This window comes from Bacillus sp. A1 (assembly GCF_042296235.1).
GTDB classification, from domain to species: Bacteria; Bacillota; Bacilli; order Bacillales; family Bacillaceae; genus Bacillus; species Bacillus velezensis.
The window spans coordinates 3,232,752-3,248,023 of sequence record NZ_CP141181.1; the positions used below are offsets into that span (position 1 = coordinate 3,232,752).

Here is a 15,272-nt window from a genome sequence, read left to right on the forward strand (position 1 = left end):
TACGTTCCATCCTTTTTCATTCATTTTATTATAAAGGAAAAGCCGGAGAATTGATACGTGCGTATAGGGAAGAGGCGTAAACGCGCCGATCTTCCCTTGTGCACATTATTCATGAGCCGCTTTTTGACGCTCTGTTTTTTCCAGAGAAAGCGAGCGCATTTTTTCAATCTCAGCTTCCACCTCATCTGAATATTGGGAGCGGCTGTATTCTGTGTTCGCCTCAGCTGAAGTGCCGTATTTGACGCGGACTTCCATTTCTTCAATGCGGCTTTCCATTCGAAGGAACTCTCTGTAGGCGCTTTCGCTGTCAATTTTGTCGAAAGAAGCGTTCATATGTTCCTTCGCATTTGCCGCGTTCGCGCGGGCGATGAGCGCCTGTTTTTTATCCTTTACGTCGCGGAGGCGCGTTTCTAAAGTTTCCAGCTGCTCTTTCAGCTCTGCCAGCTGTGTTTTCGCCTGCTCATACGCTTTTTCATGTTCGGCCGCTTTTCCCTCAAGGTATTTCATTTCAGTCAGCGCCTTTTTCGCTAGCTCCTCTTCCCCGGCGTCAAAAGCAAGCTGAGCCTGGTTTTTCCGTTTTGCCGCCGTTTCGGAGGCGTCTTCCTGTTTTTTCTTAAACTGATGAACGATCGTGTGCTGTTTGACAATCGTTTGTTTCGCCTTGGCGATGTCACTTTCCATATCACGCACATATTGATTCAGCATGACTTTCGGATTTTCTAATTTATCAAGCCCTTCGTTAACAGATGCGACGAACATATTTCTTATTCTTTTTAAGACCATTTTGTCTTCCTCCTTATTTTTTCTTCAGAAATTCTTCCCACTCAGAGTCAAATCCGGATTGATAGCCCGGTGATGCCGCTTCCGGTTCATACTGGCGGGAAGCGGTGTCTGAGCCGCCCTGCTTCATCATCTTCCACCCGAAATACACCATGGCGCCGGCCAGTCCGATCGCAACGATAAATGGAAGAGAACCGACGAGAATCATAGCTCCGATGACGCCCGCGATGATACCCGATACCGCCCGGCCTTTTGAAAAACGTTTGATTCCCCAGTAAAGCATCAGGCCTCCGATCGCCAGCGGGATGATAAATGCGAAATGGCCTCCTCCGAAAAAGACAGAAAGTCCGAACACAATCAGCAGAAAGCCGCCTGCCGTTTTACCATTTATATTCATGCAGATCCTCCTTTCGTTTTCCTTGTCTTTACTATAAACAAATCCCGCGGCCGGCAAAACGAGTCAGAGATTGATTTTCATATCAGACCGGAGTCGTATAAGCCCCCGGACCTTCGCATAAAAAAACGCCGCTGCACCGGACGGCGCAGGGCGTTTTACGAAAAATCTATATTCTGATGCTCGCTTCTTTTTCCCTGATGAGATCTGAGCGTTCGGCTTTGGCCAGCTTCGTAAAGAACAATATTCCGAGACCGGACAGGACTTCAACGAGACCGCCGGCGGCAATGACTTTTCCGGGACCGAAGGCGTTAGCCGCATATCCGCAAAGAACCGCGCCGAGCGGAATGGATATGTTTGAAATCATATGGATGACAGCATAGACTTGCGGCTGGTCATCATGGTCCACAGACGTCTGAATAATCGTATATTCCGGCACATTAATCGCGCTGACGGCAGATCCGAACGCAAACGCGGCGAGGAAGACGAGCGGCAGAAAAGTGTTGAGGCCGGTAATGAAAAATGCCGCTCCTTCTATGATTCCCGCTGACACAAACAGGAGACCGTATTTGTTCACCTTCACCTTAGCCAAAATAAAACCCATTAAAAAGGCTCCGCCCGTTCCTGTCGCTTTCAAAAGCGAGTAGATGATCGGCGGCATGTTTAAATCTTCGGCGACATAAACGGCAGAGAGCGCCTCCCACGGAGCGGCCGCAAAATTCATGAAGATACAATAGATGGCGAGCGGGTATAAAATCTGGTGTTTCCTGACAAGAACGAAACCCCGTTTGAGCCTTCCGAAATACGTCCCGCGCTGTCTGACGGCGACGGTATCCTGTTTGGCATGCCGGACTTGGTATGACATAAAGAGTACGAGAAAACCTGATAGAAGATAGAATATAAGAGCGATAAACAAAGAATAAGCGGGACTGATAAATGTTAAGAACACCCCGCTCAGCGTAATGGCGGCAAGCCTGACGATCTGGCCTGATGACTGGATGACCGCATTCGCTTTCTGCAGGCTGTTTTCTCTGACAATATTGGGGATTAACGAGATGGATGCAGGATTATAAGCGGCTCCCGTGGCTGAATGCACAATCATGAGAAGCATGACAAACCATAAAGGAGAAAAACCGTTAAAATAACAGATCGGAATAATCAGCACAACCGCCGCGCGCGTGAGGTCGGAGAAATACATCCAGAATTTCAGCGTATGCTGCTTCATAAAAGGCCCGGTAATCGGCGCCAGCATCGCCTCCGGAAGGAACGTGACCGCAATGAGCAGGGACGTGCCGATCGCGCCTTCCCCGTCAAAAATCAAAAACCACAGAATGGAATTAAAGGCAAAACCGTCGCCTGACAATTTAACCAGCCTTGAGATAAACAGAAGGGTGAAATTTTTATTCCAGATGCTCTCGCTCTTATTATATGTATCCATCTATCAAATCCCCCATTATTTTACAATGTTTCTTATAATATCTCATTTTTTAATTTTTCAGTCAATAATGCATAAGATACATTTTCCTCCTGTCAATAAAGGTTCAATTGATGGATATCTCTATAAAAAAACAGCCGGCTTGCTGCTGCCGGCTGAACAAAACATTATTCATCATCACGGAATACCGCGGCGCTTCTTTCATACTCTATATCCTGAACGCCCTGTCTTGCGTTAACTGCTCTTGCCGCCGCGAAAAAATAATCAGACAGGCGGTTCAAGTAACGCATCACCGTATCGTTTATCTCTTCTGTTTTGCCCAGTTTCACGACGAGACGCTCAGCCCGTCTCGTGACGGTCCGCGCGATGTGAAGCTGAGCAGCCGCCTTATGCCCGCCCGGAAGAATAAATTTCTCAAGCGGGGGCGCTTCAGCCGTGTAACGGTCTATGCACTCTTCCAATGCGGAAATAGATGTCTCTCTTAATGTATAGCTTCTATGTTCAGTGACCGTCGCCAAGTCGCCGCCGCAGTCAAACAGCTCATTTTGAATGTTTCGGAGTTCGGCTTTCACATCACCGCAATTCTCACAATCATCAAGTTCCGCAATCGCAAGCCCGATAAAGCTGTTCAGCTCATCGATCGTCCCGTAGCTTTCAACCCGCAGATTGTCTTTATCCGTTCTGCCGCCGATCAGGCTTGTCTGTCCTTTATCGCCGGTTTTCGTATACAGCTTCATCGTTGTATTCCTCCTTCTTCCGCCGCTTTTACACATGCCGCGGTTCCTCTTCTGATGGCTCTTTCCGCTTGAGGGACGTCCATCGCCTCTCCTGTCTGCAAGGCACAAATGACAATGTCGCCTTTTGCCTGTCTGCCGGAAAGAGCCTGCATTCTCGCTTCTGCCGCTGCCGTTAACAGCCGTACAAATCCCTGTTCCGATAAACGTCCGCTGATCAGCACCCAAACGGTATGCTGCGCAGTCACGGCAATTGTGACCGAATCAAACGTACGGCAGATCAAACCAGCGGCCGCTGAGCCGGAAAGCCGGCGGCTCCACGAAAATCCCGGGCCGTCAGATGCGGTTGTCAACATTCTGAACGGCCGTTCTGTATGAAGCGTTACGGTATTTCCGCTTTTGTTTATCAGAGAGGCGAACGGAACGTTGACAGGCTCTCCTTCCTCCCGCGCTTCCGGCATGAAAGCGATCAGCGGTTTCGGCGATGATTGCTGGGCAACAGCGCTGACGGTGATACCGTAAATGTCTTCAATCGTCTCTTTTTTCAAAGCCTGATCCGGCGTCTGCTTCGGAAAAGCGCGTCCGTCTTTCATCATCAGGAGCTGATCACAATATTGGCCTGCGGCGTTTAGGTCGTGAAAAATACTGATGACCGTCAGGCCTCTTTCTCTCGTCAGCCGCTTCACCGTATCAAGCAGGTCTTTCTGATATTTGAGATCAAGAAAGGTCGTCGGCTCATCCAGACACAGTACCTCCGGCTGCTGAGCCAGCGCCTGCGCCAGATAGACGCGCTGCCGCTCCCCGCCGCTCAGATTGCGGACGGATTGCTGCGCATATCGGTCGATGCCCGTCATTTCCATCGCTTCCCGGACAATGTCTTCATCATGTTGATCCATCTGTCTGAAGAGTCCTTTTTGATACGGGTATCTGCCGAAGGACACTGTTTCCTTAACGGTAAATGTAAAAGCTTGCTCCGTATGCTGCGGCAAAACGGCCATGATTTTCGCAAGCTCCCGCGGCTTGTATCCGCCGACGGGCCTGCCTGCTACGAGCGCCTCGCCTTTTGACGGAGAGAGCATTCCCGTCAGCAATTTCATCAGCGTTGTTTTTCCCGAGCCGTTCGGACCGAGTATGCCGACAAATTCACCTTTTCCGGCGGTAAAGCTGACATCTTCCACAATCATCCGGCCTCCGTACCCGCCGGACAGGCTGCTCACCCTGATCATAAGCGTTTCCCTCCATGATGCTGGCGAAGCAGAATCAAGGCAAATACAGGCGCTCCCGCCAAAGCCGTCATAATGCCGATCGGCAATTCGACAGGCTCAATGACGGTGCGGGAAAACAAATCCGCCAAAATGAGAAACCCGGCCCCCGTCAATGCTGACAGCGGCAGTAAATGGCGATTATCCGTTCCCCATAAGAGCCGTGTCACGTGGGGAATGACAAGGCCGACAAATCCGATCGTCCCCGAGACGGCAACCGCTCCTCCCGTCAGCAGAGATCCGGCGGCGATCATCAGCAGTTTTCTTTTTCCCGTACTGACGCCTAACAGCCTTGCCTTTTCTTCTCCATAAGTCATAATGTTTAATTCTTTGCCATTGATAAGCAGAAGCGCCGTCCCGGCCAGAAAAAAAGGCAGAAACAGCGCGACATAGCCCCAGCCCCTCATTGACACGCTTCCTAACAGCCAGCGGACAATCGGGAGCAGATCATTGCCCGTTAAAGCGATCACAAGCGAAATGAGAGCTCCGAGAAAAGAATTCATGATGATGCCTGTCAAAATGAGTGTCGAAACCGACATCGACGCATGAACGAGGCGGCTGAAAAACAGAACCGCCGCCATGACCGCAATGGCTGCGGCGATGCTGACAACCGGTAGTGTGAACCGGCCGATGACGGGTATCTGAATGCCGAAAAACAAGGTGATAACGGCTCCCGCCGAGGCTCCCGAAGATACCCCGAGTGTATAAGGATCGGCGAGCGGATTTTTCAGAAGTCCCTGAAACGCCGCTCCCGCAATGGATAACGCGGCTCCGACAAGGGCAGCCAGAACGACTCTCGGCAGGCGGATATTCATCATAATATTTACATTCATAGGGTCAGCCGAGGATGTCCGGCCGATCCCGATCCAAAAAACGTCGGATAAAGGAATATGCAGACTGCCGATTGAAATGCCGAGTGCCGTACAAACGGCTAAAAACAGCAGGCTGACCGTGTAGGCCAGCGGGCGGTTACTTTTTAAACGTTTCAGGATAAACGCTTTCTGCAAGCTTCTCGACCCCTTTGACAAGGCGCGGGCCTGAGCGTGTGACAAGGTCGGGATCAACAGAATAGACATTGTGGTGTTTGACCGCATTGACGGCACCCCAGCCGGCGCGTTTTTCCACTTCAGCGGCCTTTACGCCGTCTGTCGTAATGATGACGTCCGGATTCATTTTGACAATCGCTTCATCCGTCAATTGCACCCAGCCGGTCTGGCTGCCGGCGGCGTTTTTCGCGTGTATATCTTCAAGCATTTCGTTCATAAACGTGCCTTTCCCCGTCGTGTAGCCGTCAGGAGACACTTCGACGAATACTTTCTTTTCGTCTTTTTCAGAAATGGCCGCCGCTTTCTTTTCTATGCCGGAAAGGTCGGATTTCATCGATTTGATCAGCTTATCCGCCTGCTTTTCTTTGCCGGCCGCTTTTCCGATCATGCTGATTGATTTGTACACGTCTTGGAACGATTGCGCATCATTGACCGTTAAGACGGTGATGCCCGCATCTTTCAGTTGCTTCATCGCATCGGCGGAAGCGGACATAGAGGACGCGTGGGCAAGCACGAGATCCGGCTTCAGCGCGATGACTTTTTCAGCGTTCACATTCATATCTCCGACTTTCGGTTTTTTTACCGCTTCTTTCGGATATGTATCATTTGTCGTGACGCCTGCGACCTTATCTCCCAGTCCGAGCGCGTATGTAATTTCCGTATTGCTCGGCATGAGGGAAACGATTTTTTCCGGTGCCTGCTTTATGGTTACTTTTTCGTTCGCGGCATCCTTAATGGTTACCGGGAATGCTTCGGTTGAGACGGCTTTTTGTTTGGCCGCGCTTCCTTCTTCCTGTGCGCCGGAACAGCCGGCGATCACAAAGGCGGTGACCAAGAGCGCCGCCCAGACGGCAGTGATCTTCTTCATTCTTTTAACTCCCCCTGATTATGGTAAACGGTTGTCTCTTTGACATTCGTATCCTTTTTTCGCAGTAATTATACTATAAGTCTTTAAGGCTTGTATATCCGGCCTTTTTGCATGAAAGCAAATTGTTCGTACACACTAAAATTCATCATGTATACTGTTACACAATGGTGTAAAAAGGAGGATTATCATGGAATTACAGCTTGAACGAAAGCTCGTGTTGATTACAGGATCAACTTCAGGCATCGGAAAAGCCGCGGCAAAAAGCTTTTTAGCCGAAGGCACCGAGGTGATTATAAACGGAAGAAAAAAAGAAACTGTGGAACGGACGGTTGAGGAGCTTTCCGCTTACGGAACGGTCCACGGCATCGCTGCGGATTTATCGCGTCAGGATGAGGCGGATGACTTGATCAAGCGCGCCGGCGGAATCGGGGAAGTCGATATTCTCGTCAATAATCTCGGCTTTTTTGAAGTAAAGGACTTCGCTGAGGTGTCTGATGACGAATGGACTCGGTATTTTGAAGTGAATGTTATGAGCGCCGTGCGCCTGTGCCGGCGTTTTCTGCCGCAAATGCTCGAAAGAAACAGCGGACGGATTCTGAACATCTCCAGTGAAGCCGGAGTCAAACCGCTTGCGCAAATGATTCCGTATTCAATGACGAAAACGGCGTTAATCAGCTTGTCCCGGGGAATGGCTGAAATGACGAAAGGCACAAATGTCACGGTCAACTCCGTGCTGCCGGGACCGACATGGACCGAAGGCGTCGCTTCTTACATGGAAGGAGCCGCAAAGGCTGCCGGAGAAGACACGGACAGCTTCGTCCGGAATTATTTTAAAGTGAATGAACCGACATCATTGATTCAGCGCTATGCAACCCCGGAAGAAGTCGCCAATACGATTGTATTTCTCGCTTCATCAGCGGCTTCTGCCATTAACGGCACCGCACAGCGGGTTGAAGGCGGCATCATCCGCTCCATTTAACACAAAAAAGCCCGGCACAATGGGAACTTCCCCATATGCCAGGGCTTTTTTTTACATCATGCCTGCAAACGGAACCGGCTCCCAGCCGCCCGTCTCAAGCTCTGCTGAAAACAGGCCGCCCGCATGCGGCTGCTCAAGTCTTTCGGCTTCCGTCAATTTTTCCGTCGCGGTCGTAATGTATAACGTGTTCAAGTCTCTGCCTCCGAACGCGCAGCAGGTGACGTATTTCGCCGGAACTTCGATAGATGCAATTTCCTTATGCAAAAACGGGTCAATCCGGACGGCACGGCCGCCTCCGAACAGAGCCACCCACAGCATTCCGTCACGGTCAATGGTCATTCCGTCGGGAGATCCTTGCGACTCCGGAAAGCGGTAGACCGTTTTCGGATCTGATACGGCTCCGGTTTCAGGATCATATGAATAACAGACGATTTCCTGCGTCGGAGTATCGATATAGTACATCAGGTTTCGGTCCCGATCCCAATCCAAACCGTTCGAGGTGGAGACCTGGTCTTTTATTTTGGCAAGGCTGCCGTCCGTATTCAGACGGTACAGCGAAGCCTCCTCTTCTTTGCCTTCCATGCTCGTCGTTCCTGCCCATAATCTGCCGGACGGGTCGCATTTTGCGTCATTGAAACGGATATCTTCCCGCATGTCTCTAGGCTGCTTCATCTTCGTCAATGTATCTTCCCGAAGATTGTACAGGTAAAAACCGTCTTTCATCGTCATCACCAGCTCTTCCTTTGAATACAAGGCCAGAGCCGTGACAAATGATTTGAATTTAACGGAACGGTTGATTCCGTCAGCCGGAGTGAAGATATGGAGCTGGCTGCCCAGTATATCCACCCAGTACAGGCATTGCTTGTCCTTGTCCCATAAAGGGCCTTCTCCGATTACTGCTCTCGTATCTGCTCGTAATGCTGCTTCCATGTGTGAACACCTCTTTTGCTTGTCAGTCTTCTATTGTTATTCCCGACAAAGCGGCGTCCAAACTCAATCTTTTTTAAAAAGAATCGTAATCACCGTTCCGGCGCTGATTCTGCTGTTGACATGGATGGTTCCGTTATGAAGGTGTACCAGCTCCTTGGCAATGGCGAGCCCGAGTCCCGTTCCTTCTGACGGACCTTTCGTATTCGTTCCCCGGTAATAACGGTTAAACAGCTGGTGAATCGTTTCGTCGTCCATTCCTCTTCCGTTATCTTTCACCTTCAGAATGAGCTGTTCGGCTGATTCCTCAAGCACGACCCGAATGGCGGTCCCTTTCTTATTATGCTTAACCGCGTTTGCCAGCAGATTCTCCAGAACACGGCGGAACCACGCTTCATCAATGGCGAAAAGAATGTCTTCCTTTTTGGTTTCAAAGGCGATGTCATAGCCTTCCGAGAACGTATTTTTCGTGAAATCGTTCGTGACGTTTCTGATAAACGGCACGACGTTGATCAGCCGCCGTTCGATCGGGAGGGCCGCGTTTTTGAGGCGGTATGTTAAGTTTAAGTCCTCAATCAGCTTGGACATATATTCTGATTTTTCCCGGACGATCTGCCCCATTTCTTTGACTTCTTCCGGGGTCCAGTCGTATTGCTTCGATTCAAGCATCATGCTGTAGCCGTAAATCGTGCTCAGCGGGGTTTTTAAGTCATGGCTCAGCCCGGCGATCCATTCTTCCCTTGTCGCCTGGATTTTTTCTCTGTTTTTCTTATCCCGCTTCAGCGTGTCGGTCAGCTGATCCATCGATTCGAAAATCTCGGCGAAAAAGCGGAACGGCTGCTTTGTTTTGCCTTTTTTGTTTTTGCTGACCGGCTGTCCTTTGCGGTTCTTTGGCTCTTCAAGCCGGCCCTTTGATAAATTGACGAGCCATTTGATGGTATGAAACAGCGGCCAGCCGAAACGGAAAGAGTACCAGATGGTCAGGATGCAGATCATAAATACCAGGATTCCGATCAAGAGGAAGAGGGTTTTCAACACATTTCTCAAAAATGATTTGTTAAACTCGTGATCGGGGATGTACACGGGGTTCGGCACCGACGCGACCATCCATTTCGTTTTATCGAGTCTTTTAAAAGAAATTTCCCGTTTGTAATTCCACGGCTTGGAACTGTATTTCAGCAATTCAAGCTCATTGACGGTGTTCCGTTCTTTTTTCGTGCTGTTGATATCCCCGAGCAGTCTGCCGCTGTCTTCGAGAAGGTAGACCGCCCCTTTTTCCCGTTTAATATAATCAATCGTGCTTTTTTTATATTGAGAAAGGGAAGCGAGGGATGGCTCCTGTGATTCGATGTAAGTGAGAAGCTGCTCACTGGCGGATTTCCAGCCGAACAGAATCAAATAGGTCTCATCATTTATCGTGACCGTCCAGTAATTCAGCTTGTAGTTGTCAAAATTCCGGTACTGATAAATGGATAAGAGGTCTTTTCTGCTGTAATGGCTCGGGACGTCTTTCGGCACTCTGTACGCATAGTCCGTTTTTTCATTGTCATTAATGATCTGCAGCCAGCCCTTCTGCTTTCTGACCGACATCTTTAAAAACTCATCGACATCCCATGTGCCGTCTTCATTTTTATCAAGCCATGCTTCAAACGAGTCCGCCGTCGCTTTGGTCAGTCCCGCATTGGCTTCCGCTTCGCTGAAACGCCAATCCAAATAGAAGAAAGAAGCGACGGCCAAAACGGACATCAGCAGGATGACAAGCAGCAGCTGTCCGAAAAAGTGGAGCAGAAATTTTCCGCGCATTCTCATGAGCGGGTTCCTTTTTCTCCTTGATCGGGAATAAACCGATAACCGAGGCCGCGCACCGTTACAATATAGGACGGATTGCTGGGGTCTTTTTCAATCTTTTCTCTGAGCTTGCGGATATGCACCATGACGGTGTTGTTGTCGCCGTAAGACGGATATCCCCATACTTTTTCATAGATCTGATCTTTTGAGAGCACCACATCAGGGTGTTCACAGAAATATTGAAGCAGCTGCAGAAGCTGTGCGGAGCAGCTGACGGGCTCGCCCCCGACGATCAGCTCGGCGTTTTGCGGTGAATAGGAAAAATGGCTGTATGAATACGTCTTTACCGCCGTTTTCTCTTCGCGCTTATAGGTTCTCTTTAACGTCGCCCTGATCCGCGCCGCCAATTCGAGCGGATTAAACGGCTTTGTTATATAATCGTCAGCTCCCAATGCAAATCCTGACAGCTTATCCGCATCAGAAGAACGGGCAGTCAGAAAAAAGATCGGAGCGTCGGTATAGTTCCGGATTTCGGTGCATGCTTCAAAACCGGACATGCCTTCCATCATCACATCCAGCACGAGCAGATCCGCGGTTTCATGTTTAACAAACTCGATCGCTTCCTCAGCGCTTCCGGCTGTCTTAATGTTGTGATAGCCTTCTTTGACGAGAACGCGTTTGACCATATCAACGATCGCCTTCTCATCGTCTACAATTAAAATTGACGCATTTTCCACTTGGACGTTCCTTTCTCTTTGTTTTTTTCATCATATCATTATATGGATAAGATTTGGTACTTTTTTAGTGCGGAGGTCTTGCGGGGAAACAGAAAAGAAAAACGAGACCGGACATCTCTTCTCGTTTTTCTCACGTTGTCAGAGCGGAATATCCATCATTCCGCCGCTTTTGTCAGGAGCTTTCATTTATAAGATGAAGAATAAATTCCCAAAAACCCGGCACGTCCTGGCATAACAGCATGTCCGCTTTTTCAACTATTTTAATCTTCAATTCTTGTTCAAGATCTTCTCTTTCCTGGTATGATGTATTGCTCAGTTTTTTTTTTATCATTGGCGAAAAACGCGAAATCAAAAGTTCCATTTCGTCGGTATCTGTGTTCTCTTTGCTGAAGTCAAATGGCCCGTTCACTGCTTATTTTCCCCCTTTTTTTGCTTGTCCAGATGCTTTCTGAGATTATCGAGCCCTTTTTTATGAATATTAGAAATGTTCTGCCGTGATTCACCCAGCGACTCGGCAATCTCCTTCATCGTCGCTCCGTGAAGATAAATATTCGTCAGCACGCTTTTTTGCTTATCGGTTAACGTCTGAAGCGCTTCGTATAAATCACGGTTTTGGACATGCTGGCTCAAATCCCCCTGCTTCCGCAGAAACTCTTCATACGCGTCTTTTCCCATTTCATAGGGAAGCGCTTCACCTCCCTCCGGCTGATCCACCGTCAGCGGATAGCGCTTCTGATTTTTACGGATGCGCTTGTCAAAATCGATTGAGAAAATCCGGATCATAGAGTTCATATATTTGATGATCCGGATTTCCTTATAAAACTGCTTAAAATGGTCGTCCAGTGATTTTGCATCCTTCTCGTCTGAATGTTCCAGCACATTTTTAAATTTCTCGTAATGCTTTGGGTCACTTAAAAAATGTTTAACGATCGGATGTTTCATAATTTCCTTGCATTTTGACCGTAAAAGAACTTGATAGTCCATAAAACCGCCCCCTATTTAAATTAAATGAAAGAAAGCAAAAAAAAGTAAACTACTCCTTTCCGACTAAGATTCCGTATTCCTTATGTCCCGGTTTTGCCGGAACAAAAAAAGACCCTCAACCGGGATATCAGGTTTACAGGAGCCGCTCTTTCTTTCACTTATATACATGACTGCAGGTCAAGTCAGGAGGTGGCTGATAATGGATCAGGTTTTTATAGAAGAAACGGTCAGACAGATCGGCAATCTCGGCTTTCCGGCTCTGATTGCCATGTATCTTCTCACACGGTTTGAGAAGAAGTTTGACGCCCTGATCGAACTGATGACGGAACTGAAAGATCAGAAAATGAAAAATTAATTTTCACTCGAAGTTGACTTTTCATCGGAACGCATCACTTAACAAAGCAGAAGGGAAAACGAAAGGCCTTTCACATTCTCTTTCTGAAAAAACAAAGCTTGAGAGGAGACGATTTACATGTCAAAAGAAAACAACTGCAATATCCCGCAGCCGATCAGAGGAGACAAAGGGGCGACCGTCACGATTCCGCGCAACCTTGAAAGAGACCGCCAAAATCCGGATATGCTGACGCCGCCGGAAACGGATCACGGCACAGTGGATAATATGAAATTCTCTTTCTCAGATGTGCACAATCGGCTGGAAAAGGGCGGATACGCGCGTGAGGTGACCGTTCGCGAGCTGCCGATTTCTGAAAATCTGGCATCTGTCAACATGCGTTTAAAACCGGGCGCCATCCGTGAGCTGCACTGGCATAAAGAAGCGGAATGGGCATATATGCTGACGGGCAAAGCGCGGGTCACGATTGTTGATGAACAGGGACGCAGTTTTATCGATGACGTGAAGGAAGGAGATCTGTGGTACTTCCCGTCAGGCCTGCCGCACTCCATTCAGGCGCTGAAAGAAGGCTGTGAATTCCTCTTGGTTTTTGATGACGGTTCCTTCTCAGAAAACAGCACATTCCAAGTGACTGACTGGCTTGCCCACACACCGCTTGATGTCATCGCCAACAACTTCGGGGTTTCAGAAAAAGACCTCGCCGGCCTGCCCGGGAAAGAAAAATATATCTTTGAAGAGCCGGTTCCCGGGAAGCTGAAAGATGACATTGTGGAAGGCCCGAACGGTGAAGTGCCATATCCGTTCACTTACCGCCTGCTGGATGAAGGCCCGACTGCTGAGACGGATGGCGGCAAAGTATATATCGCGGATTCCACAAACTTCAAAGTGTCCAAAACGATCGCTTCAGCGCTTGTCGTGGTCGAACCGGGCGCAATGAGAGAGCTGCACTGGCATCCGAACACGCATGAATGGCAGTATTATATTTCCGGTAAAGGGCGGATGACGGTTTTTGCATCGGACGGCCATGCAAGAACATTTAACTATCAGGCCGGGGATGTCGGTTACGTTCCGTTCGCAATGGGCCACTATGTGGAGAATTTGGGAGATGAGCCGCTCGTCTTCCTGGAAATCTTCAAGGATGACCACTATGCCGATGTGTCCCTGAACCAATGGCTTGCCATGCTTCCCGAGAAATTCGTCCAGCAGCATCTGGATCTGGGCAAAGACTTTACGGATATTCTTTCGAAAGAGAAACACCCTGTCGTCAAAAAGAAATGCTGAAGAAGATACACACCGACTTGCAGAGTTCCGTCTCTGCAAGTCTCCTCTGTGTGAAAAGGAGCTGAACAGATGATCAATCAAAACGGGACGAAAATGTTATTTCTTCAGGTGCTCCGGTATGCCCTGGCAGCCGCTGCCGTATTATTCGGGTATTTTATCGTGATGATGGCTGTATTTTCATTAGCCGGGACGAGCTACGGATCGATGGCGTACGTCCTGCTTTTTTCCGTGCTTTTTATTCTTCTCGGTTTATGTTTTGAACCGCTTGAGCGGCTGATGATACATAGCTTTACCTTTTTTGGGACGGGCAGGCTGCCTTTTCTCCTTTTAGCCAGCACCGTTCAGCTGCTGTTCCTCTGGATGACCGCGTATACGACGGACAAACTGATTGAAAAGATTTGGCTGTCAACGACGGAGGAGCTGATTGTGGCGGGAGTTTTTTTCGTTTTGGATAAATGCGTCTCCGGACAAAAGCAGCCCCGGGCGCAATAAAAAAACGCAGGCCGGAATGGGACTGACCCCTGTTTTTGAGACAGGGATCAAAACACCTTCATACAGCCAATTGCCGATATTGTATCGGCGATTGGCTGTTTAGTTTCGTTTGAATACGAATATTGTTATAATAATGAATGTATTCTATGGCAGTGCGTTCTACGATGGTCGTCGTAGTTCGATCAATGCTGTTAAGATAGAACGTTTCAGACTTTAGTGAGGAATGAAACGATTCGATGGAGGCATTATCAGCGGGCGTCCCTTTGCGGGACATGCTCATGGTAATGCCTTTTGTTTTAACAGCTTTCTGATACTCATAAGATGTATAAACAGAACCTTGGTCACTATGTAACACGCAGTTCTCTGGCAGTGCGGGCAGCTGATCAAGTGTGTGTAAGACAAAGTCTGTGTCCTGTCTATCGCCAATTGTAAAAGCAATCACTTCTCCATTGTATAAATCCAATATACTGGAAAGATACAATTGTTTCTGCCCATAAGGCAAATATGTGATATCCGTTACTAGCTTTTCCAGAGGGCGTTCAGACTGAAAGTTTCGATCCAATATATTCTCGGCCACGGCATATGGCTGCCCATCTTTCTTGCGCTTTTTCACCTTAACCCGGCATTGCCACTGATTCTTCTGCATAATGCGCTGAACCGTTTTATGATTCACACGCATTCCCTTTTTTAATATGGCTGTGATTTTCCGATAGCCATATCGAAACTTGTGTTCTCGGCACAACGTGCCGATTTGTTTTTCTAAATGGTATTTAGGGTTATCTTTCATCAGATTCTTCTTCCAACGATAATAAGATGCTCGTGAGATACCTAAATGAATACAGATATCCTGTATGGTCATTGTGCCGCGCAATGCTTCTACAAGCTCGACTGGCGTTTCGCTATCAGCTTCCTTTCCAATTCGTTGCACTTTTTTAAAACTTCATTCTGTTGTCTCAGATAACGATTTTCTGCCTGCAGTTTCTCTAATTCGGAAGAATACTCCGGGCCTTTTCCGTAAGTGTATTGCTTTCCGACAGGCTGTTCGAATCGATGTGTATCCCCAGTCTTATGCCATCTAACCCATGTCTGAACCTGTGTCTTATTCTTAATATTCAATTCCTGCATGATCTCTTTCATAGGCACGCCTGCCAATCTCATTTCTACAGCCTTCTGTTTCACTTCAACCGGATAACTCACTCTTGTCCCCATAGAA

At 48.4% G+C, this 15,272-nt stretch carries 17 protein-coding genes; 4 read left to right on the top strand and 13 right to left on the bottom strand.

Going from position 1 to position 15,272, the window contains the following annotated elements; translation table 11 throughout:
- Positions 1 to 105 precede the first annotated feature (105 nt).
- The 7 genes from liaH to U2H13_RS15990 all read right to left on the bottom strand — a co-directional run bounded on the left by liaH (position 106) and on the right by U2H13_RS15990 (position 6,519).
- On the bottom strand, positions 106 to 783 hold the full coding sequence (gene liaH, locus U2H13_RS15960) for a stress responsive protein LiaH (RefSeq protein WP_007410057.1): 678 nt from the start codon (positions 781 to 783) through the stop codon (positions 106 to 108).
- A 13-nt stretch (positions 784 to 796) separates the two neighbouring features.
- Positions 797 to 1,177: a protein liaI gene (locus U2H13_RS15965; protein WP_007410056.1), complete on the bottom strand. Its 381-nt coding sequence runs from the start codon at positions 1,175 to 1,177 to the stop codon at positions 797 to 799.
- 166 nt (positions 1,178 to 1,343) lie between these two features.
- Complete coding sequence (locus tag U2H13_RS15970) at positions 1,344 to 2,612, bottom strand: MFS transporter (RefSeq protein ID WP_014418851.1); 1,269 nt, start codon at positions 2,610 to 2,612, stop codon at positions 1,344 to 1,346.
- A 164-nt stretch (positions 2,613 to 2,776) separates the two neighbouring features.
- The gene (locus U2H13_RS15975) at positions 2,777 to 3,346 is read right to left on the bottom strand and encodes a cob(I)yrinic acid a,c-diamide adenosyltransferase (RefSeq protein ID WP_100262002.1); all 570 of its coding nucleotides are present in this window, start codon (positions 3,344 to 3,346) and stop codon (positions 2,777 to 2,779) included.
- Positions 3,343 to 4,569: an ATP-binding cassette domain-containing protein gene (locus U2H13_RS15980; RefSeq protein ID WP_160216580.1), complete on the bottom strand. Its 1,227-nt coding sequence runs from the start codon at positions 4,567 to 4,569 to the stop codon at positions 3,343 to 3,345. The genes U2H13_RS15975 and U2H13_RS15980 overlap by 4 nt, the downstream gene beginning before the upstream one ends.
- Positions 4,566 to 5,612 carry a FecCD family ABC transporter permease gene (locus U2H13_RS15985; RefSeq protein WP_376700535.1) on the bottom strand — a complete coding sequence of 349 codons (1,047 nt, stop codon included), beginning with the start codon at positions 5,610 to 5,612 and terminating at the stop codon, positions 4,566 to 4,568. Before U2H13_RS15985 ends, U2H13_RS15980 begins: the two co-directional genes overlap by 4 nt.
- Positions 5,575 to 6,519: an ABC transporter substrate-binding protein gene (locus U2H13_RS15990; RefSeq protein WP_012118415.1), complete on the bottom strand. Its 945-nt coding sequence runs from the start codon at positions 6,517 to 6,519 to the stop codon at positions 5,575 to 5,577. The genes U2H13_RS15985 and U2H13_RS15990 overlap by 38 nt, the downstream gene beginning before the upstream one ends.
- 187 nt (positions 6,520 to 6,706) lie before the next feature.
- Here U2H13_RS15990 and U2H13_RS15995 point away from each other — a divergent pair, with 187 nt between their 5' ends.
- A complete protein-coding gene (locus U2H13_RS15995; RefSeq protein ID WP_022553756.1) occupies positions 6,707 to 7,498 on the top strand; it encodes an SDR family NAD(P)-dependent oxidoreductase in 792 nt (263 codons plus the stop codon).
- 51 nt (positions 7,499 to 7,549) lie between these two features.
- On the opposite strand, the gene U2H13_RS16000 is transcribed toward U2H13_RS15995, so the two are convergent.
- The 5 genes from U2H13_RS16000 to U2H13_RS16020 form a co-directional block, all read right to left on the bottom strand.
- The gene (locus tag U2H13_RS16000; RefSeq protein WP_063637066.1) at positions 7,550 to 8,428 is read right to left on the bottom strand and encodes an SMP-30/gluconolactonase/LRE family protein; all 879 of its coding nucleotides are present in this window, start codon (positions 8,426 to 8,428) and stop codon (positions 7,550 to 7,552) included.
- Between the two features lie 63 nt (positions 8,429 to 8,491).
- A complete protein-coding gene (locus U2H13_RS16005) occupies positions 8,492 to 10,234 on the bottom strand; it encodes a HAMP domain-containing sensor histidine kinase (protein WP_021494020.1) in 1,743 nt (580 codons plus the stop codon).
- A complete protein-coding gene (locus U2H13_RS16010) occupies positions 10,231 to 10,950 on the bottom strand; it encodes a response regulator transcription factor (protein ID WP_003151779.1) in 720 nt (239 codons plus the stop codon). The genes U2H13_RS16005 and U2H13_RS16010 overlap by 4 nt, the downstream gene beginning before the upstream one ends.
- 172 nt (positions 10,951 to 11,122) lie before the next feature.
- Positions 11,123 to 11,359: a sigma-O factor regulator RsoA gene (gene rsoA, locus U2H13_RS16015; protein ID WP_014418858.1), complete on the bottom strand. Its 237-nt coding sequence runs from the start codon at positions 11,357 to 11,359 to the stop codon at positions 11,123 to 11,125.
- Positions 11,356 to 11,892, bottom strand: a complete 537-nt coding sequence (locus U2H13_RS16020; RefSeq protein WP_088056565.1) for a sigma-70 family RNA polymerase sigma factor — start codon at positions 11,890 to 11,892, stop codon at positions 11,356 to 11,358. Before U2H13_RS16020 ends, rsoA begins: the two co-directional genes overlap by 4 nt.
- A gap of 241 nt (positions 11,893 to 12,133) precedes the next feature.
- On the opposite strand from U2H13_RS16020, the gene U2H13_RS16025 reads away from it, so the two are divergent.
- The 3 genes from U2H13_RS16025 (at position 12,134) to U2H13_RS16035 (ending at position 14,059) form a co-directional block, all read left to right on the top strand.
- Entirely contained in the window at positions 12,134 to 12,289 is a 156-nt protein-coding gene (locus U2H13_RS16025; protein ID WP_014418860.1) for a YvrJ family protein, read from the top strand.
- Positions 12,290 to 12,406: 117 nt separating this feature from the next.
- Positions 12,407 to 13,567, top strand: coding sequence for an oxalate decarboxylase family bicupin (locus U2H13_RS16030; RefSeq protein WP_007410043.1), 1,161 nt, complete (start codon positions 12,407 to 12,409; stop codon positions 13,565 to 13,567).
- A gap of 69 nt (positions 13,568 to 13,636) precedes the next feature.
- A complete protein-coding gene (locus U2H13_RS16035; protein ID WP_014418861.1) occupies positions 13,637 to 14,059 on the top strand; it encodes a regulatory YrvL family protein in 423 nt (140 codons plus the stop codon).
- A gap of 58 nt (positions 14,060 to 14,117) precedes the next feature.
- On the opposite strand, the gene U2H13_RS16040 is transcribed toward U2H13_RS16035, so the two are convergent.
- Positions 14,118 to 15,268 (bottom strand): IS3 family transposase gene (locus U2H13_RS16040; protein ID WP_099721935.1). Its coding sequence is split into 2 segments (ribosomal slippage): positions 14,118 to 14,995 and positions 14,995 to 15,268, totalling 1,152 coding nucleotides; the frame shifts between segments, so codons are not numbered across the junction.
- Between the last annotated feature and the right edge of the window lie 4 nt (positions 15,269 to 15,272).